This is a genomic window from Corynebacterium sp. HMSC06D04 (genome assembly GCF_001807315.1).
Classification (GTDB): domain Bacteria; phylum Actinomycetota; class Actinomycetes; order Mycobacteriales; family Mycobacteriaceae; genus Corynebacterium; species Corynebacterium simulans.
Genome location: NZ_KV788547.1, coordinates 283,059 through 304,229 on the forward strand (window position 1 = coordinate 283,059; position 21,171 = coordinate 304,229).

20 protein-coding genes, 1 tRNA gene and 1 riboswitch are annotated in these 21,171 nt (G+C 58.4%); of the genes, 12 read left to right on the forward strand and 9 right to left on the reverse strand.

Going from position 1 to position 21,171, the window contains the following annotated elements:
* Positions 1-18: 18 nt before the first annotated feature.
* Complete coding sequence (locus tag HMPREF3155_RS13135; protein ID WP_061922528.1) at positions 19-549, forward strand: heterodisulfide reductase-related iron-sulfur binding cluster; 531 nt, start codon at positions 19-21, stop codon at positions 547-549.
* Here HMPREF3155_RS13135 and HMPREF3155_RS07155 read toward each other — a convergent pair.
* Positions 546-1,859 (reverse strand): class I SAM-dependent methyltransferase, encoded by a 1,314-nt coding sequence (locus HMPREF3155_RS07155; protein ID WP_061922531.1) that lies wholly within the window; start codon positions 1,857-1,859, stop codon positions 546-548. The two genes, HMPREF3155_RS13135 and HMPREF3155_RS07155, sit on opposite strands and share 4 nt — an antisense overlap.
* Before the next feature lie 198 nt (positions 1,860-2,057).
* Between HMPREF3155_RS07155 and HMPREF3155_RS07160 the strand changes: the two genes are divergently transcribed.
* From HMPREF3155_RS07160 to thiD, 3 genes are all read left to right on the forward strand, one after another.
* The gene (locus HMPREF3155_RS07160) at positions 2,058-3,398 is read left to right on the forward strand and encodes an NAD(P)/FAD-dependent oxidoreductase (RefSeq protein WP_070432936.1); all 1,341 of its coding nucleotides are present in this window, start codon (positions 2,058-2,060) and stop codon (positions 3,396-3,398) included.
* Positions 3,399-3,579: 181 nt separating this feature from the next.
* Positions 3,580-4,122, forward strand: coding sequence for a CAP domain-containing protein (locus HMPREF3155_RS07165; protein WP_061922537.1), 543 nt, complete (start codon positions 3,580-3,582; stop codon positions 4,120-4,122).
* Between the two features lie 178 nt (positions 4,123-4,300).
* A riboswitch (TPP riboswitch) is annotated at positions 4,301-4,398 on the forward strand.
* Entirely contained in the window at positions 4,386-5,228 is an 843-nt protein-coding gene (gene thiD / locus HMPREF3155_RS07170) for a bifunctional hydroxymethylpyrimidine kinase/phosphomethylpyrimidine kinase (protein ID WP_061922540.1), read from the forward strand. Its footprint overlaps the riboswitch before it by 13 nt.
* A 27-nt stretch (positions 5,229-5,255) precedes the next feature.
* Here thiD and HMPREF3155_RS07175 read toward each other — a convergent pair whose 3' ends face one another.
* Positions 5,256-5,855: a class I SAM-dependent DNA methyltransferase gene (locus HMPREF3155_RS07175; RefSeq protein WP_061922544.1), complete on the reverse strand. Its 600-nt coding sequence runs from the start codon at positions 5,853-5,855 to the stop codon at positions 5,256-5,258.
* 108 nt (positions 5,856-5,963) lie between these two features.
* Between HMPREF3155_RS07175 and corA the strand changes: the two genes are divergently transcribed.
* Positions 5,964-7,037, forward strand: a complete 1,074-nt coding sequence (gene corA / locus HMPREF3155_RS07180; protein WP_061922546.1) for a magnesium/cobalt transporter CorA — start codon at positions 5,964-5,966, stop codon at positions 7,035-7,037.
* A gap of 52 nt (positions 7,038-7,089) precedes the next feature.
* On the opposite strand, the gene HMPREF3155_RS07185 is transcribed toward corA, so the two are convergent.
* Complete coding sequence (locus HMPREF3155_RS07185; protein WP_235591039.1) at positions 7,090-7,551, reverse strand: PaaI family thioesterase; 462 nt, start codon at positions 7,549-7,551, stop codon at positions 7,090-7,092.
* 43 nt (positions 7,552-7,594) lie between these two features.
* Between HMPREF3155_RS07185 and gndA the strand changes: the two genes are divergently transcribed.
* The 4 genes from gndA to HMPREF3155_RS07205 all read left to right on the forward strand — a co-directional run bounded on the left by gndA (position 7,595) and on the right by HMPREF3155_RS07205 (position 12,352).
* A complete protein-coding gene (gene gndA, locus HMPREF3155_RS07190; RefSeq protein ID WP_061922549.1) occupies positions 7,595-9,040 on the forward strand; it encodes an NADP-dependent phosphogluconate dehydrogenase in 1,446 nt (481 codons plus the stop codon).
* Positions 9,041-9,159: 119 nt separating this feature from the next.
* On the forward strand, positions 9,160-10,560 hold the full coding sequence (locus HMPREF3155_RS07195) for a DEAD/DEAH box helicase (protein ID WP_061922552.1): 1,401 nt from the start codon (positions 9,160-9,162) through the stop codon (positions 10,558-10,560).
* Positions 10,560-11,423, forward strand: a complete 864-nt coding sequence (locus HMPREF3155_RS07200; RefSeq protein WP_070432937.1) for a 3-methyladenine DNA glycosylase — start codon at positions 10,560-10,562, stop codon at positions 11,421-11,423. The genes HMPREF3155_RS07195 and HMPREF3155_RS07200 overlap by 1 nt, the downstream gene beginning before the upstream one ends.
* Positions 11,424-11,494: 71 nt before the next feature.
* Positions 11,495-12,352, forward strand: a complete 858-nt coding sequence (locus tag HMPREF3155_RS07205) for a VWA domain-containing protein (protein ID WP_061922558.1) — start codon at positions 11,495-11,497, stop codon at positions 12,350-12,352.
* 359 nt (positions 12,353-12,711) lie between these two features.
* On the opposite strand, the gene HMPREF3155_RS07210 is transcribed toward HMPREF3155_RS07205, so the two are convergent.
* The 5 genes from HMPREF3155_RS07210 to secA2 all read right to left on the reverse strand — a co-directional run bounded on the left by HMPREF3155_RS07210 (position 12,712) and on the right by secA2 (position 17,746).
* Positions 12,712-13,290 carry a MerR family transcriptional regulator gene (locus HMPREF3155_RS07210; RefSeq protein ID WP_141741042.1) on the reverse strand — a complete coding sequence of 193 codons (579 nt, stop codon included), beginning with the start codon at positions 13,288-13,290 and terminating at the stop codon, positions 12,712-12,714.
* 117 nt (positions 13,291-13,407) lie between these two features.
* Complete coding sequence (locus tag HMPREF3155_RS07215) at positions 13,408-14,046, reverse strand: bifunctional nuclease family protein (protein WP_061922564.1); 639 nt, start codon at positions 14,044-14,046, stop codon at positions 13,408-13,410.
* Between the two features lie 92 nt (positions 14,047-14,138).
* A complete protein-coding gene (locus HMPREF3155_RS07220; protein ID WP_061922567.1) occupies positions 14,139-14,885 on the reverse strand; it encodes a transcriptional regulator FtsR in 747 nt (248 codons plus the stop codon).
* A gap of 39 nt (positions 14,886-14,924) precedes the next feature.
* Positions 14,925-15,356, reverse strand: a complete 432-nt coding sequence (gene odhI / locus HMPREF3155_RS07225; RefSeq protein WP_061922571.1) for an oxoglutarate dehydrogenase inhibitor Odhl — start codon at positions 15,354-15,356, stop codon at positions 14,925-14,927.
* Positions 15,357-15,454: 98 nt separating this feature from the next.
* Entirely contained in the window at positions 15,455-17,746 is a 2,292-nt protein-coding gene (secA2, locus tag HMPREF3155_RS07230; RefSeq protein WP_061922575.1) for an accessory Sec system translocase SecA2, read from the reverse strand.
* 106 nt (positions 17,747-17,852) lie between these two features.
* Here secA2 and HMPREF3155_RS07235 point away from each other — a divergent pair, with 106 nt between their 5' ends.
* The 3 genes from HMPREF3155_RS07235 to HMPREF3155_RS07245 all read left to right on the forward strand — a co-directional run bounded on the left by HMPREF3155_RS07235 (position 17,853) and on the right by HMPREF3155_RS07245 (position 19,563).
* Entirely contained in the window at positions 17,853-19,007 is a 1,155-nt protein-coding gene (locus HMPREF3155_RS07235) for a bifunctional alpha/beta hydrolase/OsmC family protein (RefSeq protein ID WP_061922580.1), read from the forward strand.
* A complete protein-coding gene (locus HMPREF3155_RS07240; protein WP_061922583.1) occupies positions 19,004-19,402 on the forward strand; it encodes a YchJ family protein in 399 nt (132 codons plus the stop codon). Before HMPREF3155_RS07235 ends, HMPREF3155_RS07240 begins: the two co-directional genes overlap by 4 nt.
* Before the next feature lie 84 nt (positions 19,403-19,486).
* Positions 19,487-19,563 (forward strand) — tRNA-Pro (locus tag HMPREF3155_RS07245).
* 69 nt (positions 19,564-19,632) lie between these two features.
* Here the strand turns inward: HMPREF3155_RS07245 and HMPREF3155_RS07250 are convergent.
* On the reverse strand, positions 19,633-20,973 hold the full coding sequence (locus tag HMPREF3155_RS07250; protein ID WP_070432938.1) for a TetR-like C-terminal domain-containing protein: 1,341 nt from the start codon (positions 20,971-20,973) through the stop codon (positions 19,633-19,635).
* Between the last annotated feature and the right edge of the window lie 198 nt (positions 20,974-21,171).

The following is a 21,171-nucleotide window of genomic DNA, read 5'->3' on the forward strand; positions in this document are numbered from 1 at the left end:
TACCAAGCCACCAAGATCGTGCGCGATCTATGGCAGTGGTCCGACGAAGGCGCGCTGCCGATCATTGTCGATGCCGCCAGCTGCACTCATGGCTTGCTCGACAACGTGCCAGAGGCGCTTGCCGACGCCGAGCTAAAACTGTGGGATCAGCTGCGCATCATGGATGTTGTGGAATGGCTGCGCGATGAAGTGGCCCCTCACCTGCCGATCGTGCACTCTATGGGCAAGATCGCAGTCCATCCGACGTGTTCTACCCACCACATGGGTATCAGCGATGACCTCGTTGCTCTGGCCGGACTCTGCGGCGAAGCCAAGGTGCCAGAGGGCGCCATGTGTTGCGGCTCCGCTGGTGACCGCGTCATGCTGCACCCGGAGCTGGTGGAATCTGCCACCCGCGAGGAGCGAACCAGCCTGGAGGCGGAAGACTTCGATGCCTTCGTCTCCGACAACCGCACCTGTGAGATGGGCCTAGAGATGATCTCCGGCAAGGCCTACGACTCAATCGCGGTACTGCTCGAACGGGCTTCGCGCCCAGTGGTCACGCCTTAACGGCGGCCACCACGGTGGCGGTGGGTGGCCGTGAGTTGCACGGCATCCACCTGGCCGAGCTCCAGCAAAGCCTGGCGCAGCGCAAACTGGAAAGTCCACAGGCGGCGGAACACAGGATCGAAACCTGCCGCCGCGGCTTCGCGTAGATGACCATCGAAGTAGCTGCGCTGCTCGCGTAGCGATTCCACGTAGTGACCGCCCACGTGCGTCTGCGCGACGATGCGCAGATTCGAGTTGCGGTCGAAGAGCTTGTGCGTTTCCTCGAGCGTTGGGTAATCCAGACCGGGCCAGACATAGGCGCGCAGCACCTGTAACGCCGAACGGGCAGCCGGGGTCATCGTCTCGGTAGCGAAAGTCGAGGTGAGCGCGACCCTACCCTCTGGGATCAGAGAGCGATCCAGCATCCCCACGAAGCGCTTACGCTCTGCGGGCGTAAGCAGCTCTAGCTTTTCCACGCTGACGATCGCGTCGTAGCGACCACGCCATTGTTTCGGATGCGGCACGGTGTCATCGATCTGCTGAATCTGTACCGAATCTGCCGCGCCCTCGAGCACTAGGGTTTCGTTGAAGTCCTCGACTTGCTCGGCGTCGGCAGTCAGCACGTCCACCGTCGCCCGCCTGTTGACTGCTTCGACAGCCACATTCATTCCGGCTGCGGGATAAACCAGCAGATGAGTGCCGGCGCCGGTGCACGTGGCGTCGAGAAGCCATTGCGCAGCACGCTTTTGGCCATCCTTTAGGTCGGTGCGGTCCACCGCAGTCGGCTCACTAACGTGAGTGACGTCAACGAAGTGCTCCTTAGGTTCCTTGCGGCCAGCCTGTGGACTAAAGCTAGGCACAGCCTCCCGGACCGTCGTCGGAACGCCGCTGGCAAAGATGCCGCCCGAATGGGTATAGCCATCACCGGCATAAAGACGCACCAATTCCACGGGTAGCTCACCCGGGGTGGAATGCTCGACCTCGAGCTCGCGCGCCTTCGGGCGATAATTCGCACGCAGCAGTCCACGCAAAACCTTGACCAGCTTGTCAGAGTCAGCGGTGGTCCACTCGCCCGCCAGATAAGACTCCGCGAATCCAAGCCAGCCGGTGGCTGCGATGCGAATGAAGAGGGCGTCGTGCAACACGGAAAGGTCTGGTCCGCCCTCTGCCTTAGATTCAGGGTCCAGATCCAACTCCGCGAGATCACAGGCCTTGGCGAATTCCGCCTCCGCACGCCGGGCTTTAAAACGTGCAAAGCTCACCGCCGGAAGCGTCGCTACGCTCGGCCACTGATTGGCATCGATGGTGGCTAGATGTGGAAAATCACCCATTGGTCCGGTTATCTCCTTGGCAAACGTCTACGTGCACAAAGGCTTCCAATTAACCCTAGTGTGAAAAGCCCACCTAGATGCGCCGCCATGCCGAAGAAGAAGCTGTTTAACCTACATAAAGTATGCATGTACGGTGACTAGGGTTTAGACTGATTCGGTACAAAATTTTTCGCTTTCTTAGGAAGGTATCTCCCCACTATGGCTGAAACCCCTTACCGCCCTGCAGGCGGACGCCACCATGTAGTCGTCATCGGCGCCGGCTTCGGCGGCCTCAATGCAGTTCAGCAGCTGAAGAACGCTGACGTTGAGATCACCCTGATTGATAAGAAGAACCATCACCTTTTCCAGCCGATGCTGTACCAGGTAGCCACCGGCATGATTTCCGCCGGCGAGATTGCTCCTTCCACCCGTCAGCTTCTGCGCAACCAGGCCAACGCTCACTTCGTCAACGGCGAAGTCACCGACATCAATCTGGAAGGCCAGACCGTTACCGCTGAGCTTGAGGGCTTCCAGCGTACCTTCGCCTACGATTCCCTCGTCGTCGCCGCTGGCGCTGGGCAGTCCTACTTCGGCAACGATCACTTCGCTGAGTTCGCTCCGGGTATGAAGACCCTGGATGACGCACTGGAGCTGCGTTCCCGAATCGTCTCCGCCTTCGAAAAGGCCGAGTTCGTTGACGACCCAGCTGAGCGCGAGCGTCTCCTGACCTTCGTCATCGTCGGCGCCGGCCCAACTGGTGTTGAGTTGACCGGCCAGATCGCCGAGCTGGCTAACCGCACTCTGCGTGACCAGTACTCCAACTACGGCACCACCAGCGCCAAGATCTACCTGCTTGATGGCGCACCGCAGGTTCTTCCGCCATTCGGCAAGCGCTTGGGCCGCAAGGCGCAGCGCACCCTGGAACGTCTCGGCGTCGATGTGCGTCTGAACGCCATGGTCACCGACGTCACCGAGGACGCCGTCACTTACAAGAACATGAAAAACGACGAAGTCGTCACCATTGAGGGCGCAACCAAGATTTGGTCCGCTGGTGTGGCCGCTTCCCCACTGGGCAAGATGGTTGCTGACCAGGCAGGCGTCGAAGCAGACCGCGCTGGCCGTGTCTCCGTCAACGATGATCTGACCGTGGGCCAGCACTCCCACGTCTACATGGTCGGCGACATGATCTCCCTGAACCGCCTGCCTGGCGTGGCGCAGGTTGCGATCCAGGGTGGCGCACACGTGGCCAAGCTCATCAAGGCAAAGGTCGACGAGGAGTCCACCGCCAACGAGCGCGAGGCATTCGAGTACTTCGACAAGGGCTCCATGGCCGTCATCTCCCGCTTCAACGCGGTTGTGAAGATGGGCAAGACCGAGTTCGACGGCTTCCCGGCTTGGGTTTCCTGGATGGGACTGCACATCATGTACGTCCTTGGCTTCCGCAACCGCACCACCGTCGCGGTGAACTGGATCCAGAACATGATCTCCCGCGACCGCGGCAACCTCGAAATCACCGAGCAGCAGCGCATCGCTCGCAACTTCATCAACAAGAACAAGTAAGCCCAAATAAGCCACTGTTCTAGCAGTTGCAGCTATCCCCCGCACAACCACCAAACCACCTGGTGTGCGGGGGATTTTGTGTCCTTGATCTCGTTTCTGCGCAACCACACCCGAAGACGCGTGACGGGTGGTTGTATAAGAAATGTATCTACCCCTTCTCTCCTTACAAGGACGGTTCTCTATGCCTACTTCCTTGCTCAACATGGTCCCGCAGATTCTGGCCGGCCTTCTCACTCTCATCCTGACTCTCGTCGGCATTTTCACCGGCGGTTCAGTGGGCTCCAGCTCCAATGCACCGCAGCCAGGCGATACCTCGGTTACGAGCCCTAGCAACGGAAACTTCGACGTGGCAGCGGATCAAACCCGCGTCTTCAACGAACTCAACAAGTACCGCGCACAGTATGGTTTGACGGCGGTAAAGCGCTCCACCACGATGGATCAGCGCGCTCAGGATTGGGCAAACTATCTTGCTGAGACCGGCCAGTTCTACCACGACCCCAAGTTCAATGAACGCGAAAACATTGCGATCATCATGACCAATGATGTGTCCGAAGCCGTCTGGAACAGCTGGCACAATTCCAGCGGCCACCGCGCCAACATGCGCGCTGACGATGCCAAGTACGCAGGCCATGGCGTAGCTATCATGAAGAGCGGCAAATTCAAGGGCCAGAAAGTCATTGTTCAAAAGATCTCTGACGTTGCAGTACCGAATACTAGGGCATAGTCCGCATTAGGTTGATGCATTGTCCAGCTCCCACAACGCCGTGGGAGCTGGACTCTTCTTTTGTCGATGCATCTGAACTCCGCAACATTGCGTGATAATAGACGGGGCCTCCAACGCACTACCTGCCGATAAACTAGGCAAACCGCCTTCGTGCACTCCCAGTCTTTGTTAATCTCACTTCTACAACAAGGGGTGCCGCAGGCCTGCGGCTGAGATTAGACCCTTAGAACCTGCACTTAGTTAGCACTAGCGAAGGGATAGTTGTGAAGAATTCTCATCCACGGGGTAGTTTGCCGCGCGTATTGACCATTGCGGGCACCGATCCGACAGGCGGCGCCGGCGTCCAAGCGGACTTGAAGGCGTTTATGGCTGCGGGTGCTTATGGCATGTCCGTGGTAACGGCGCTGGTGGCGCAAAATACGCAGGGCGTGCGCTCGGTGCACACGCCGCCGCTGGAGTTCCTACAGGCCCAGTTGGACGCAGTGCTTGACGACGTCACGGTTGACGCCGTCAAGATCGGCATGCTCGGCAATGCAGATATCACCGCCTCCGTGGAAAAGTTTCTAGACCAGCTAGCACCTTCCACGCCGGTTGTTCTCGACCCAGTCATGGTCGCAACGAGTGGCGATCGCCTCTTGGACGAGCAAGCTGAGGCCGCAGTGCGGCAGCTGTGCAGCAAGGCCACCGTGATTACGCCGAACTTGAAGGAGCTCGCGGTGCTCACAGATACTCCGCAGGCCCAGACCTTCGAGGAGGCTACGGTCATCGCCCAGCGCTGGGCTGCTGATACCGGCACTGCCGTCATCGTCAAAGGCGGCCACCTGCCATCCGGCGATGCAGGAAACGCTGCTGTAAGCGCGGACGGCGTCTTAGTGCAGGTATCGAGCCCGCGCGTAGAGACCAAGAACACCCACGGCACCGGCTGCTCACTGTCTTCGGCACTGGCAGCACGATTGGGCGCCGGCGAAGATCTAGCAGAGGCTCTGGAATGGTCCACCACCTGGCTGCACGAGGCGATTGCCAATGCGGATGCCCTAAACGTAGGAAAAGGCCACGGCCCGGTGGACCATGGCCATATGCTGCGACGCCTCGCAGGGCTTTCATAGCAGCTCGTATCAGCTACTCAAGCGCGTTTAGAGAAGGTCAGCGCCCGGGCGCGTGAGAACCGCCACCAGGAAGGTGGAGCTTTCCTTGAAGACCTTCATATCCCACGAGGAGAAAAGGAAATCAACGCGGAAGCCCACCTCCTTAGCTAAGGTCAGGAAGTCATCGAATGCCCAGCCGCGGCCCTCACCAAAACCGACGACAAAACGGCCGTCGGAATGCAGCGAGTTGTAGATATTGCGCAGGGCTGCCTCACGGCCATCTACTGCCAGGAAGGTCATGACGTTACCTGCAGATACCGCTAGGTCGAAATCGCCTTCGGGAATCTCGTCTTCAGACAAGTCGCCGACTACCCACTGGCCATCCGGAAAGTCATGCTCGGCATGCGAAATCAGGATCGGGTCCACGTCGACGCCCACCACCGTGTGGCCGCGGCCCACCAACTCGCCGCCTAGGCGGCCCGTGCCACAGCCGGCGTCGAGGATGCGAGAGCCACGTTCCACCATGGCGTCGGCAAGCCGTGCTTCACCATGGATGTCTTTGCCCTGCGCAGCAAGCATCTTCCATTTGCGTGCGAAATTCTCCGAGTGCGCGGGGTTAGCTGCGGTTACTTCTTTCCAGGTAGGCATGAAAACTAGTATATGCCCTAAGCAGTGTAGGATTTAGCCGCTAAGTAAAACTGCCTGCCGAACCTGTTTTGGCGCGCAAACGTTATAGAAGTGAAGGAGGCTGAAACGATGCCGTCTGTCCCGTCGCCCTTTAGGCCACGCAAGAGAAACGATCCTCCCAGTTCCTCCCGCACCTTCTCCGTTCCAGCTGAGCGCGCGATAGAACACTGCCGTGTCTTCGTCGACGGCGAGGCACTACCGGGCGAGTTCACCCCTCACTCCGCACTCCGGACCGTCGAGGAATATGGCCGCGGATTCGTTTGGGTGGGTCTGCATGAGCCTTATGAATCCCAGATGACGAAGGTCGCTTCCGAGTTCGGTATTCACGAGCTGATTGTGGAAGACGCCGTTCAGGCGCACCAGCGTCCCAAGCTGGAGCGCTATGATGACCAGCTCTTCGTCGTCGCACGCTCGGTTAACTACCGCGACCACGATGAGGTTGCCGATAAGCGCCAGATCATCTCCACTGGTGAGGTCCAGATGATTTTGGGCAACAACTTCATCATTACGGTGCGCCACTCGGCTAAGCTGCCCAATCTCGCCTACACCGTGCAGGACGAGCAGGACTTGGTTGAGCTCGGCCCGGTAGCCATGGCCTGGAAGATTCTGGATATGTTGGTGGACCGCTACTCCGAGATCGTTCGCCTCATCGCAATAGAGATCGATGAGATCGAGGAAGAGGTCTTTACCCCACAGACCAAGTTCAACATCGACAGGATCTACATGTTTAAGCGTGAGATCTTGGAGATGAAGCACGCCATTGACCCGCTTTCGGTAGCGCTAAAGGCCATGACCAATGACCACAAGGATCTCATCTCCAAGCAGATCCGTTCCTACCTGCGCGACGTCAACGACCACGAGCTTGTGGTCAAGGACCAGGTTGCGGGCTTCGACGAGCGCTTAACCTCGCTTATCGACGCCTCCGTTGCCAAGGTGACCATGCAGCAAAACAGCGACATGCGTACCATCTCCGCGGTGGTCGGCATGTGGGCTGCCCCTACCCTGGTCGCCGGCATCTACGGCATGAATTTCGATGTCATGCCGGAACTGCACTGGGGCGGCGGCTACTTCATGGCGCTAGGCGTCATGGTGCTCGTGGTCGCGGTCATGTGGTGGTGGTTCCGCCGCAACCACTGGCTCTAGGGCTGAAACAAACGCCCTAGGGAGTACACAGCATTCCCTAGGGTCCGCAGCACTATGGGTTGACCATCGTGCGCAGGTTCGTGCGCGCAATGAGTTTGCCGGCTTGGCGCATCTCAATGCACCAGATGTGGGTGCGCCGACCCAGCTGTACTGGTGTTGCCACGGCTTCCAGAATTCCGTCAGACACTGAGCGGATGAAGTCAGTGTTGTTGTTGATTCCAACGACCGGTGCAGCCGCTGCAACGAAGGATGCAATGGAGCCCACGGATTCCGCGATGGAGCAATAAAGGCCGCCGTTGGCAACGCCCCACGGCTGGTGGTGCTCAGGCTTGACCTCAAGCTGGGCACGTACTTCGTCCTTCGAGACAAAAGTAAAGTCCAGGCCGAGCAGCTCGCCAAAGCCGTGGTTGTGGGCGTTGAAAATCGCGAGTTCCTCGGCGGAAAGCGGGCGTTCTTGGACGGTGGCGACCATTTTCGCCATGAGTTCAAACTTGTCTGGGTTTTCTTGGCTCATGCCATGACAGAGTAGCTGCAAACTCTGACGTAGGATAGAGCCCATGACTGAAAAGACTGAACTCGCCCACATCGGCGTTGTCGGCTTGGCTGTTATGGGCTCCAACCTGGCCCGCAACTTTGCCCACAACGGCAACACCGTAGCCGTCTACAATCGCAGCCCGGAAAAGACCCACAAGCTCATTGAAGCGTACGGTTCTGAAGGCAACTTTATCCCTTCCGAGACCATCGAGGACTTCGTCGCTTCTCTCGAGCGCCCACGCAAGGCCATCATCATGGTTCAGGCGGGCAAGGCTACCGATGCAGTCATCGACCAGCTCGCAGAAGCGATGGATGAAGGCGACATCATCATTGACGGCGGCAACGCCCTCTACACGGACACCATGCGCCGTGAGAAGGAAGTAGCTGCCAAGGGCAAGCACTTCGTCGGTGCGGGCATCTCCGGCGGCGAAGAGGGCGCGCTCAACGGTCCTTCCATTATGCCGGGTGGTCCGGCTGAATCTTGGGAGACTCTGGGCCCAATTCTCGAGTCCATCGCCGCTGAAGTCGACGGCACCCCGTGCGTTACCCACATCGGCCCGGATGGTGCTGGCCACTTCGTCAAGATGGTCCACAACGGCATCGAGTACGCCGACATGCAAGTCATCGGCGAGGCATACCAGCTGCTGCGCTACGGCGCGGGCTTGGAGCCGGCAGAAATCGCTGAGGTCTTCAAGGAATGGAACTCCGGCGACCTCGATTCCTACCTGATTGAGATCACCGCTGAGGTGCTCGCACAGAACGATCCAGAAACGGGCAAGCCGCTTGTCGACGTCATCCTGGACGCCGCCGGCCAAAAGGGCACTGGCCGCTGGACCGCCATCAACGGCCTAGAGCTCGGCGTACCAGTCACCGCCATCGCAGAGGCAGTCTTCGCCCGCGCACTGTCTTCTTCTGCTACTCAGCGCGCAGCTGCGCAAGACGGTGAGCTGCCGGCCGGCCTCATCTCCTCGGATGTCGACAAGCAGGCGTTCATCGAGGACGTACGCCGTGCCCTGTATGCCTCCAAGCTCATCGCGTACTCGCAGGGCTTCGATGAGATCAAGGCTGGCTCCGAGCAGTTCGGTTGGGACGTTGACCCGCGCGATCTTGCCACCATCTGGCGCGGCGGCTGCATCATCCGCGCGAAGTTCCTGGATCGCATCCGCGAGGCTTATGACACCAACCCGCAGCTGCCTGCTCTCATCCTCGACCCATACTTCAAGGGCGAGCTCGCCGAACTCATCGCTCCGTGGCGTCGCGTTGTCGTTGCCGCAACCCAGATGGGTCTGCCGGTGCCGGTATTCGCCTCTTCCCTGTCCTACTACGACAGCCTACGCGCTGAGCGTCTGCCGGCTGCGCTGATTCAGGGTCAGCGTGACTTCTTCGGTGCGCACACCTTCAAGCGCGTGGACAAGGAAGGCACCTTCCACATCGAGTGGTCCGGCGACCGCAGCCTGACTGAGATGTAAAAAGGCTTTTTCAGCCTTCTTTCAAAGCGCTAGGTTCTCTTCTTCAGCGGAGGATGCCTAGCGCTTTTGCTTTGCCTGGATTGCGGTCTAAGAAGCGTTGGCCACTAAGATTTAAGGCAATGACTACTTTCGCCGAACTCGGCTTACCGCAAGAAATCGTGCGTGTCCTCAACAAGCAGGGCATCACCGAACCTTTTCCCATCCAGCAGGCGGCTATCCCCGATGCGCTCGCTGGCAAAGATGTCTTGGGCCGCGGTCCTACAGGCTCAGGCAAGACCTTCACCTTTGGTCTGCCGATGCTCGCGCGCCTGGCTCAATCCGGCGCCTCGAAGCCTGCCCGGCCACGCGGCTTAGTGCTCGCGCCCACCCGCGAGCTTGCCACCCAGATCCACGAGCGCCTCAACGACCCAGCTAATGCCTTGGGCCTGCGCGTGCTTTCCGTGGTCGGCGGCGTGAACATCAATCATCACATCCGTTCGCTGGCTCGTCCGGTGGACCTGCTGGTGGCCACGCCGGGCCGTGCACAGGACCTCATCAACCAGGGCAAGCTCTCCTTGGAGGACGTCTCCATCACAGCGCTCGATGAGGCTGACCACATGGCGGACATGGGCTTCCTACCGCAGGTACGCAAGCTTTTAAAGCTCACGCCTGCCGACGGCCAGCGCTTGCTGTTTTCTGCCACGCTGGACGGAGACGTGGACAAGCTGGTGCGCCAGTTCATGCACTCCCCAGTAACACACTCCACTGCGCCTGTTGAGGCTGCCGTGGACACGATGGAACACCACCTCGTATTCGTGGGCGACCGCGACGCGCGAAACGACGTCGTCGTGCGAATCGCCGCACGTGAGGGCAAGACGATCATGTTCATGCGCACCAAGCATGGCGTCGACCGCCAAGCCAAGAAGCTGCGCCGTGTGGGCATCAATGCATTTCCACTGCACGGCGATAAGGGCCAGGGTGCACGCACCAAGGCGATTGAGGGCTTCGCCGACGGATCCGTGCCGGTGCTCGTGGCTACCGATATCGCTGCCCGAGGCATCGACATCGCGAACGTTTCCCTTGTCGTCCACGTTGACCCACCAGCTGAGCACAAGGCTTATCTGCACCGTGCTGGCCGTACCGCGCGCGGCGGCGAATCAGGTGCCGTGGTGACACTAGTTATGGACCAACAGCGTGAGGAAGTTGCCAAGCTCATCAAGAAGGCCGGCGTTGCGGCAGCAGAACTCGATCTCAGCGATCGCCCCACCCCCGCCGGTGCCCCAGAGCTAGCCAAGATCACCGGCGCGCGTAAGCCAAGCGGTAGCCCCCTTCCTCCACCGAATCAGAATGCATCTTCCCAGCAAGGCGGGAAGAAAAAGCCGGTTGGATCCCGGAAAGGCTCGCAGGGTAAGCCTAATCAGCCGAAGAAGGGCTCGGGCCGCAACTCTACAGACCGCAGAGCCTCGAGCAACGGCAAGGGCTACCGCTCCCGCAACGGAAAGCCAGGTGGTTCTCGCCGCCGAGGTGGTGGTCAGCGCTAATGCTGCTGACTGAGCAGGAGTGGCGGACACGGCATGACGCCCACGTCTCCCGCGCCAACGAGCTGCTAGCCCAGTTCCGCCATCCCGGTGACTATCACCCGGTTTATGACTTCCTCTTCGAGTACTATCCGGTGCGTCCCTCGCATTTGCGCCGTTGGCACCCTGGCTTTAACGTCACGCTCGCCGGCACGCCGGGCACGATCCCGCATGAGGAATGGCGCGACTACCATCGCACAGAGCAAGGCGTAACCCTTGACCTGGGAAACTTCTGGGCACGGCGGGGCGATTCCATCACTTATATCCGCAACCTGATGGCTAAAACAACCACGAATCCGGCTCAGTTCGATTGCTTCGGGCTACATGAGTGGGCCATGGTCTACAAGACGGACTCACCGCGCCATAACCTGCCGCTACGCCTTGGTGCCGAACGCACCAACGAGGTAGTGGAATCCCATCGCATTCGCTGCACGCACTATGATGCTTTCCGATTTTTCACGGAGCCTGCGCGCCCGCTCAACCTCACGGTCTTGACCCGTGAGGGCCAACCAGACAGCGACCAGGCCGGCTGCGTCCACGCCACGATGGACCTTTACAAGTGGGCCTGGAAACTCGGCCCGCTGGTTCCAGGCGAACTGTTAATCGAAACGCTGGAACTTGCCATCGAAGCCAGAACACTCGACATGGAGGCCTCACCTTATGATTGCCGTGGCTGGGGCTTCGGCGTGGTCCCAATCGAGACCGCGGCCGGCAAGGCGGAATATGTGGAGCGCCAGCGCGGGCTAGCCCAGAAAGCCAAACCATTGCGTCAACGGCTTGTCGCCATTGTTGACGAAGCCATGGCGGCTACAATTAGCAACCGTTAATGTGGCCTCCTTAAGGCTCGATATCCGGTTGTGAGAACGGCTATTACCGCCCCAGTGTGGAAGGAACTTTCGTGGCAAGACATTCCAACGGCAAAAACACATTCGCAGTGGCAGGCTGGGTATTGGCCCTCCTTGCAGCGTTGATCCTCGCACTCGCCGTCGGCGCCTATTTCCTTTTCCGCGGCAACGATGACGCCTCGACCGCCACTGCAGCAGCGTCTTCCGCAGTAGAGCCAGCCGAGGAATCAGGCGCAGCAATTTCTGATGCTGCCGCGCGCGATGAGCAAGCAGAAAGCAGCGCCGCCGCAAGCTCTGCGCCTGAGTCTTCAGAAAGCGCTCCTTCTTCCGCGGAGAAGCAACCAGAGGAAAATAAGCCTGCCACGTTCGCCGAAAATACCCTGGTTCTCCTCGATACCTCCGAGGGTCTGGCACCGTATTTCAACCAGGTAACGCAGGCCTTGGGCAACACCGCCAACGCGCTTGGCGAAAAGTCTGGTTTGGTAGGCCTGTGGAACTATTCTTCCCCACTGTCTGAGACCGCGACGGTGGGCTACCGCCAGAACATCGGCTATGGGGAGGCCGCCCCAGTGGCCTTTGCCCTGCAGCAGTTTGGAACCGGCGGCGTTCCGCAGACCCGCAGCGCCGTGACCGCAGCGGTGGCAAACGCAGCCGACCAAGCCGCAGGCACCGAGCAAAAGGCCAAGGTTCTGCTCGTTACCACCGGTACGGCCCAAGACATGGATGATCCAACTTTCCAGCAAGCTCTCGCCGATGCCAAGAGCGACAACGTCTCGCTTTCCGTCGTGCATATTGGCCCTGGGGAAAAAGACGCAGTGCTTGACGACGCCGCCGATTCCTTCACCGAAGTCACCGACCCTGCCGACCAGTCCGCCCTCGAGAAAGCCCTAAATCAAGCCGCAGGAGTTTAATCGCCGTTGCTGGCCTTACGCCACCTCGGGGCCTCCCCCCGTAGCGTCTCCGTCTTTCGCTGCAAATGGTGAGGTCCAAATGGTGAAGTCCAAATGGTGAGGATCAGATGGTGAGGTCGCGTAACACCAACATCATCGCTATACATCAGGCACAGCTTTTACGTCGCGTCCTCACCATTTAGAGATCCGGCTGCGGTGCACCTAGAGCTAGTGCCTTACTAGCCCGTTCTACAGATAAGAGAAAACGCTAAAACGCTTACAGTCCCCAACTCACGTGAGCTCGAGCTGGGGACTGTAAGCGTTTTGAAGCTGACCCGCGGGTTCCCACGGGAGCAAGGCCGCTTTACGCGGCCTAGGACCTAGGAGGACTTACGGTTGCGGCGTGCAGCCAGCTCGTCGATACCAATGACGGTCTCGTCCTTGAATTCGTCCAGGCGCTCTGCCGGGAAGGAAGAGATAGTGCCGGAAAGCTCCTTCAGGATGCCCGGGACCGCGATGCCGAAAACGCCCTGGCCGCCTGCCAAAAGGTCAATGACCTCATCGTTGGAGCGGCACTCGTAAACAGTGGTTCCGTCGGAGACGAGGGTCAGCTCTGCAAGGTCGTTAACGCCACGGTCACGCAGGGACTCAACTGCCAGGCGAATGTTCTGCAAGGAAATACCGGTATCGAGCAGACGCTTGACAATCTTGAGAACCAGAACGTCCTTGAAGGAGTACAGACGCTGGGAGCCGGAGCCACGTGCATTGCGAATGGACGGGTTGACAAGGTTGGTGCGTGCCCAGTAATCCAACTGACGATAGGTAATGCCGGCTACCTGGCAGGCAATTGGCACACGGTAGCCGAGCTCCTCGTCCGGTCCGACGTCGAAGAGCGACTCTTGCACGTAGCCCTCGCCTGCTCCGTGGGAGGCGTTGTACTCGTCTAGGTTCTCGTTGATGCTCACGTAATTACTCCAATGGGGTTTGTTGGAAGCCTCTAGGGCTTAATTAAAGGCCACGCCCCTAACCCCGTCAAGGCTAGAGGCTAAAGCTTGGCCAAACTCTCTAGCTTTACTTTAGACTTCTTCGTCCCCATTGTCATCATTAGTCACACGCGTGTCATTAGAATCTTTTTTATCTTCCGTTTCAAAAAAGTCCTCTTCAGAGACGCCCAACGAGCGCATCATCGCCTCGAAATCAGCATCTGCCTGCGGGTTACCCGAAGCGGAGCTATCTGAGCTGGACGTTTTCGCCACTTCCTCACCAGCATCGTCGGCGGGCGGATCGAAATGGAAATCAAAGTAAGCATCCATATCGTCATCCGAGACAAAGACGGCCACTTTAGACAACAGCTCTTTTTCTACAGTGATTGGTACATTGAAGTGTTCCGAAACCACCAGAGCATCGCTAAGCTTTGCGTCGTGCGCCTCACCCGCCGCATCGACGATGTCGACCATAAAGGTGCCTTCGTAATAGTTAACGATCTCAATGGAGCCCACGCCACCGAGTTGCTCAATGAGCTCGATGAGAAGGTCGTGTGTGGTGGGGCGGGTTTCGCTATAACCGTCGAGGCGCTGCATAACGCGCGCGCCTTCTAGTTGCGAGAGCCAAACGGGGAGGATGCGATTTCCTTCTACCCAGCGCATAAGAGCGCATAGTTCGCTTTCCGGCTCCATAACGTGAATGCCGTGGAACTCAAGACTAATTTTTCCCATGCTCTCCACTCTCCCACATTTGCCCGCCGCGTGGTGACGGAGAGCTTTATGTGGGCCGCTAGCACCAGGCACTAGCGGCGAAATCGGGAAATCTAGGAGTTGTATTCGTGACGCAGGTCAGTCTTGACCATGGTCGCGTGTAGCGAGACAACCAAAGCGGTCATCTGCTGTGACAATTCCTCGGCCTTCTGCACGGCAGTATCCGAGTTGGAGTTGGCCACCGGGGAGGCAACCTGCGCGATGAGATCTGCTTGGCGGCGGGCATTGTTGCGCAGCGACTTCAGCTGACGCTCTTCAAAACCGAATGCCTTAAGAGCTACTGCGGCAGATACTACGGAGACGTCATCCGCATCGAAGAACCCCGATGCGTCCGGGGTAATCAGGCCAATCTTGACTAGGCCGGCAACCTCCACCTCAGTGGAGCCTGCCTGATCAGCAACCTCTGCGTCAGTAAGACGCGTAACAACCGGAGCACGGAACTGGTCCGGGCTCAGCAACGTTTCTGCCTTGCCAGCAGAAACGATTGCAGTGACCTGGCCGGAATCCATAGCTTCCAGCTGCTCACGGATGACCTTCAGCGGGGTGTAGTTGTCACGCTGAGAGGTGAGAATGTAGAGAAGGCGATCAACGTCTTCCTGAGTGAAACGACGGTAACCGGAGGCAGTACGCTGCGGCGTGATTAGACCTTCAGACTCGAGGAATCGAATCTTCGACACGGTGACGTCTGGGAATTGCTGATTCAGATGTTCCAGGACGACGCCGATCGACATGGTCTTAGCTTTTTTTGCCTTAGCGGTCCCTTTCCGCAGGGCCGCGGCGTTAGACTGTGCTGCGCTCACTATACTTCTCTTGAATTTCTCTAAAGACTCGAAACGTGTTTATTGATTGGCGATGAAGACCAGACGGAACTTGCCGATCTGGATCTCGTCACCCACGTGAAGAACCTGGGAGTTACGCGGCTCGCGGTTGACGTAGGTGCCGTTCAGGGATCCGACATCGACGACCTCAAACTCGCCCTCGTTCACGCGGAACTCAGCGTGGCGACGGGAAACGGTGACATCATCCAAAAAGATGTCTGCCTCTGGATGACGGCCCGCGGTGGTGGTTGGGCGGTCCAACAAGAAGCGGGCACCTGCATTCGGACCACGCTTTACAACGAGGAGGGCTTGGCCCTCGGAAAGGTTTTCCACACCTGCAACGGAGGTGTCATTACCGGCGGCAGCGCCGTTTTCCATCTCCTTGAGAAGGTCTGCACGGAATACAGAAGTGGTTTCTACCTGCGGTTCCGGCGTACCGGTATGCTCGCTCATTTTTACCTCCGAAGTGTCGGATTAATGTTGACTTATTCCATATTAGCGATTCGCCCGCTTCCGCGAGCATCCTCACCAGATTTGTTTCATAAATTACTTTAACGGAAGATATTACCGATTCCTTTAAGTACGGAATTTCCTCCGCCAGACAAGGGATTATCGGAGACCATATACGTCCAGGTGGCACTCGGGCGGGCAAGCCCCGAATCTTCCAGGTGAGCACCTTTTTCATCAATGTCCACCGACTTGAAGGTAGCCACCGACTCCTCCACGGCACGTTGCGCCAAATCCTTGAACTCGCGGACCGCAATACGGTGATATTCGTCGATCGGTGTCTCACGGGCAATCGCGCGCAGGTGAATCGACTCACGGACATCGTCCATCAGCTCTAGGTGGTCGGCCCACGCTAGGTCAAGATGGTAGAGCATGATTTCCCGAGCGGCTTTTTCCTTTACCTCTGCGGGAAGTTCGGCAAGCTCCGCGGCACGTTCGGGAGCGCGCTCAGCTAATTCCTCCCAGGCTTTTGCGGTGTCGAGCAGCTTCGCTCGGCGTTCATCGATGATAACGCGTTGATCCGCCAACAGCTGGTTGTACTTCCAAGTCTGCGCGTGAATTTCCAGCAGCTGGCCTTCGGTTACGCGCTGACAATGCGCCACGAAGTCTGCCACGCGTTTGGATTCAATACGGCCAGTTTCGTCCGGCTGCGCCGAGAGGGCTTCGTCCTCCCCGCCTTGCTTGACGACGTCGTCTTCCAAAGACACGAAGAAGAGCGACAGGCCCGGGTCTCCTTGGCGTCCAGCACGCCCGCGCAGCTGATTATCCAGGCGGGAGGTGCGATGGCGCGAAGTACCGATGACGGCGAGACCGCCCAGCTGCGCGACCTGCTCGCGGTCAGCCTCAGTAGCGCCGCCCAGCTTGATGTCTGTACCGCGGCCGGCCATCTGCGTCGAGACGGTCACGCGTGCGATATCGCCGGCTTCGGCGACGATGCGAGCTTCCTCAGCATCGTTCTTGGCATTGAGCACGCTGACTTCGACGCCGCGTTCGCGAAGTGCCTCGGCTAAATCCTCCGACTCCGCGACATCGTGCGTGCCCACGAGAACCGGCTGGCCAGTAGCGTTAAGGGCCACGATTTCGTCGACAATAGCCTTCGATTTCTCCTCGACCGTGGCATAAATGCGGTCGGCCTCGTCGAAACGCTGCAGTTGTTTATTGCGCTCGATTACAGAAACGCGCAGATCATAGAACTGACGCAACTGGTCAGTCGCCTCAACCGCGGTGCCGGTCATTCCGCACACCGTCGGGTAACGGCGCATCAGCTCCTGCAGAGTGATCGTGTCGAGGATGCGGCCACCCTCGGAGACTTCAAGGCCTTCCTTAGCTTCCACCGCAGCCTGCAGGCCGTCCGGCCAGCGCTGCAAGTCAGCAACGCGGCCGCGGGAGGCGTCGATTAGCTGCAACTTGCCATCTACAACGATGTAGTGGATATCACGAATCAGCAAGGCCTTGGCGTGCAAAGCCAGATTCACCTTGACCAGAATCGTTCCGATGTTGTCCTCGGAATACAGCGAGTCAATGCCCAACTCGCGCTCGACGCGTGCCGCGCCATCATCGGTCAAAGCAACGGTACGGCCATCTTCGGCGATGACGTAGTCCAAGTCCTCACGAAGACGCGAAACCACATTGGTGATATGACCCGTGGGAGCCTCCCCTGGACGGTTTCCTGCCAGTACCAACGGAACCAGAGCCTCGTCGACCAAAACAGAGTCAGCCTCGTCTACCAAAGCGACGTCGGCTCGCGCCTGCACGGTCTGCTCGCGACTAGTGATCTGGTTATCGCGCAGCACGTCGAAGCCGAGCTCATTGACTGGGGCATAAATAATGTCGCAGGAATACGCTTTGCGACGCTGCGCGGCGTCCTTCTTCTCCGTCACGGAGTCTACGGTGAGGCCAAAAAATTCGACTAGCGGGCGCATCCATTCAGCATCCCGATCGGCCAAGTAATTGTTTACCGTCACAAGGTGGACGCGCTTACCGGTCAATGCGAAGCCGGTTGCGGCCATGGCTCCGACGAGGGTCTTGCCCTCACCAGTGGCCATCTGGATGACGTCTCCGGAAAGCAGGCGCAACACCGCTTGGGACTGAACGTGGAAAGGTTGCATGCCAAGCGTACGCTCGCTGGCCACGGCAAGGGCTGCCAAAAATCGCGCTTTATCTGCGATTTCACCCTCACGCACAGAGTCGCGGGCGGATTGTGCCACGGCGGCGTCGTCAAGCGCGGATAGCTCCTGGGTCGCAGCACCGGAGCTATCCACGATGGCTTTCGACTTTTTATCGTTCCGCTCGCTCTGCGCACCCATGGCCTTCCAAAACCAGCCAAATGCACCCATGTTCGTCTCCGTTACTGTTGAATGCTTCTTAAGTAAATCTTTAACTCTACCGACTCTAGCTAACCCTCTGTGGCCTATGTAGAGACGGCTCTATATCCTAGTCTTTATGCAATCTGTGAACGTGAAGCTCCCGTCCTCCACTGGAACCATGATGGCGGGTACCATTGACTTTCCTGACTCCGCGCCACAAGCCTTTGCGATCTTCGCGCACTGCTTTGCTGGATCGCGCCACACTCCCGGTGCGGCTCGCGTATCTAAGCAGCTCACCAATTTCGGCGTAGCTACCCTGCGCTTCGATTTCCCGGGCCTCGGCCAGTCCGAGGGCAATTTCGGTGAGACCAACTTCAGCCAAAATGTTGCTGATATTCAGGCTGCAGCAAACTGGCTGGCTGAAAACTACTCCGCTCCGCAGCTTCTGATGGGCCACTCCTTGGGCGGCGCCGCCTCCCTGGCAGCGGCAAGCGGTATTCGCTCGCTCAAGGCAGTGGCAACCATCGGCGCACCATTTGATCCTGCCCACTCTGTTTTGCACTACGCCGACAAGATTGGTGAGGTTGACGCAAATGGCGAGGTCGAGGTCATCCTCGGCGGGCGCGCGCTGACCATCTCCCGCCACTTCCTCGAAGACTTGGCGGATACCAACCCAGAGGATTACCTGCGCCTGCTGCGCAAGCCGCTGATGATCTTGCACTCCCCGATCGACCAAACCGTTGGCATCGACAATGCCCAGAACATCTTCTTAAAGACGCGCTACCCCAAGTCCTTAGTGGCCCTGGACAAGGCAGACCACCTCGTCACCAAGCAGGGTGCCGCTGCCCGCGCCGCAGACCTCATTGGTGCTTGGTTCGAGCAGTTCATCGTGCCGGAGAATGTACCAGCCCACATCGATGAAACCGCAGCTGAAGCGCAGCCTGCAGTCGGCACCAAGTTCGGCGTGGTGGTTCGCCACAATGAGCGCAGCGTCACGGCTGACCGCCCCAAGAAACAGGGCGGAAAGGGCCAAGGATTCACCGCGGAGGGCCTGCTGATGTCCGCGCTAGCTGCCTCGACCACGCAAACAATCAAGGAAGCCTCCAAAGGCATGCCGCTCGACGACGTCCAGGTCAACGTCACGTATGTGGGGGACACGACGTTTGAGCGCCGCATAAAGCTTGTGGGCGATCTTTCAGCGCAGCAGAAGTCGACCTTGCTCGAGGCCGCGAAGTCCTCTCCTGTTGAGCTGTTGCTGGGCGCCGCCCAAATCGTGGACGTCGAAGCATGATCGTGCTCAACCCCTTGTGCCCCGAAGCCCGCTGCCCTTGTGGGCTCGGGCTTAGCTTCGGCGAATGCTGCGGCAAGTACCACGGCGGCAAGCCCGCCCCGACCGCTGAGGCCCTCATGCGCTCACGCTTTTCGGCCTTCGTGACCGGCGATGAGGATTACCTGCTGCGCACCTGGGACCCGGAAACCCGGCCAGAGCGCCTACACCTGGAAGACAACGGTATCCACTTTTATCGCCTGGACATCATCGATACCGTCGACGGCGGCCCGCTCGATGATACGGGAATCGTGGAGTTCGAAGCTTTCTACAAAGGCGCGGCCGCAGGCTCCCAGCGTGAGCGCTCACAGTTCCGGCGCACACAGTGTCAGTGGGTATATAGCACCGGCGATTTTTAAGCAATACCCAGCTCACACAGGCGATTGGAATCAGTGAATACTACTGATGTAATCTATTCAGGTCGCATCCTCGAGATGTGACGGCGGACTATGGCGCAGTTTGGTAGCGCACTACACTGGGGGTGTAGGGGTCGCAGGTTCAAATCCTGTTAGTCCGACCAAACCGGTAAAGAAGCCGGCTTTGGGCAGTAGTCATCTACCGCCTAAAGCCGGTTTCTTCTTTTCGACCACTAAAATCCTTGAATCTGACCCTTGATTCCCAAGTGCTCCGCGATGCCCACGAGCTCGATGTCGAAAATGCGTGAGGCTAGGTCAAAGAGGAATTCACGGGGTTGGTCGCGCAGCGCGCCAAAGGTTGTCAGGTGCGCGAAACCGTGGATGGTGGACCACATCGACATGACCATCGTGTACAGCGCCCATGGAGTACGAGGGCCACCGGCCTCGTCGAGGGCATCGCGCGCAATCGTCATGAAATAGCCGAAGGTCTCGCCCATCTCGAAACGCGAATTGATTAAGTCCTTGCGTTCAAAAGACGCTGGCACGATGGAACCTGAGGAAATCATCGTCAGGCCTAAAAAGCCGACTGGGTCATGATGCGCGAAGCCTAAATATCCGAAAGCACACGCCTTCATCGTGCTAAAACCGAGACTTTTACCGCCTTCGTAACGCATCTGTTCGCGGAGATGCTCGTGTGCGATGGCATCGATATGCTTTTCCAATAAGGAAAGGAGCTTTTGATCTCCTTCTATCAAATGCGTCGCCCGGTCGAAATCGATACCAGCACGTTCGGCGGCAGTGCCGAGATGCATATTGCTAAGGCCGGAGTCGACGATGTCCTCCACCGCGCCGCGCAGTAGAGCCCTAACTACTTCCCCGTCGTTGCCTCGCGGCAAATGTTTGGCGCGAATTCTTTTATCAGCTGGGAGGCTACCTCCCATCGCAACTGGATCCTGCGGCGGGATAGCACCGTGCGCGAAACCTATTGCCAACCCGGCACTTAGGTAGTCCAAACAGGCATTGAAAGTCTGCTTCTTCGCGGTTGGCGAGAGATGTCGCAGCACGCCCGTGGTACACAGATGGGAGATACCATGGACACCAACCAAAAGGCTCACGGCTTGGATACGGACCAAGTCTGCATCGCGCGGTCCGCCAGCTTCCTCAATGCAATCGCGTGCGATGTTGAGCAGAATATCCAGCGTGGGGCGTTTGCCAGAGCGCTGGAGATAATCATCGAAGCTCAGCTCATAAGAGTGCAGGCTCGGAGCTGCTTGCGTAAACGTGAAGGCGTCGAAATAGACCGGATGCTTCTGAGCGAACTCGAAAAAGCCAGCAGCCATGGCTCGCATACGATCGAGCGCCGTGGCATCAGGGCTTAGGTACTTTTCTTGCTCATCTAGATAGTGGATGACCAGTTTGTCGAGGTAAGCTTTAGCCTCATCAGCCAATTGCTCATCAGATGCAAAAAGCTTCTTCGCCTCTTTGACCTCAACATCGGTCTGTTCGGCGACGGTACACACTGCAACGGCATCGCGTCCGGCGCGCGCAATGACGCGAACTGCCAGATCTAGCATGCACTGTCATGGCGAGCCCGAGGCCAAGCAAGCATCTACAGATGTCTTCACGCAATCCACCCTACTGTGGTCTAGGTATCCGTTCCGGGAAAATTGATGCGCTCAGCATCAATTAAGCAAACACATATGACCACATATGACATAGCCAACATGTCCGAGCTTTGCCCTCCGATGGAGGTACCGCCCCAAAAACCACAA

Coding starts and splice junctions, on each gene's coding strand:
- HMPREF3155_RS07155 (WP_061922531.1), bottom strand. CDS start 1,859: ATGGGTGATTTTCCACATCTAGCCACCATCGATGCCAATCAGTGGCCG.
- HMPREF3155_RS07160 (WP_070432936.1), top strand. CDS start 2,058: ATGGCTGAAACCCCTTACCGCCCTGCAGGCGGACGCCACCATGTAGTC.
- HMPREF3155_RS07165 (WP_061922537.1), top strand. CDS start 3,580: ATGCCTACTTCCTTGCTCAACATGGTCCCGCAGATTCTGGCCGGCCTT.
- HMPREF3155_RS07175 (WP_061922544.1), bottom strand. CDS start 5,855: ATGCCTACCTGGAAAGAAGTAACCGCAGCTAACCCCGCGCACTCGGAG.
- corA (WP_061922546.1), top strand. CDS start 5,964: ATGCCGTCTGTCCCGTCGCCCTTTAGGCCACGCAAGAGAAACGATCCT.
- HMPREF3155_RS07185 (WP_235591039.1), bottom strand. CDS start 7,551: ATGAGCCAAGAAAACCCAGACAAGTTTGAACTCATGGCGAAAATGGTC.
- gndA (WP_061922549.1), top strand. CDS start 7,595: ATGACTGAAAAGACTGAACTCGCCCACATCGGCGTTGTCGGCTTGGCT.
- HMPREF3155_RS07195 (WP_061922552.1), top strand. CDS start 9,160: ATGACTACTTTCGCCGAACTCGGCTTACCGCAAGAAATCGTGCGTGTC.
- HMPREF3155_RS07200 (WP_070432937.1), top strand. CDS start 10,560: ATGCTGCTGACTGAGCAGGAGTGGCGGACACGGCATGACGCCCACGTC.
- HMPREF3155_RS07215 (WP_061922564.1), bottom strand. CDS start 14,046: ATGGGAAAAATTAGTCTTGAGTTCCACGGCATTCACGTTATGGAGCCG.
- odhI (WP_061922571.1), bottom strand. CDS start 15,356: ATGAGCGAGCATACCGGTACGCCGGAACCGCAGGTAGAAACCACTTCT.
- secA2 (WP_061922575.1), bottom strand. CDS start 17,746: ATGGGTGCATTTGGCTGGTTTTGGAAGGCCATGGGTGCGCAGAGCGAG.
- HMPREF3155_RS07235 (WP_061922580.1), top strand. CDS start 17,853: ATGCAATCTGTGAACGTGAAGCTCCCGTCCTCCACTGGAACCATGATG.
- HMPREF3155_RS07240 (WP_061922583.1), top strand. CDS start 19,004: ATGATCGTGCTCAACCCCTTGTGCCCCGAAGCCCGCTGCCCTTGTGGG.
- HMPREF3155_RS07250 (WP_070432938.1), bottom strand. CDS start 20,973: ATGCTAGATCTGGCAGTTCGCGTCATTGCGCGCGCCGGACGCGATGCC.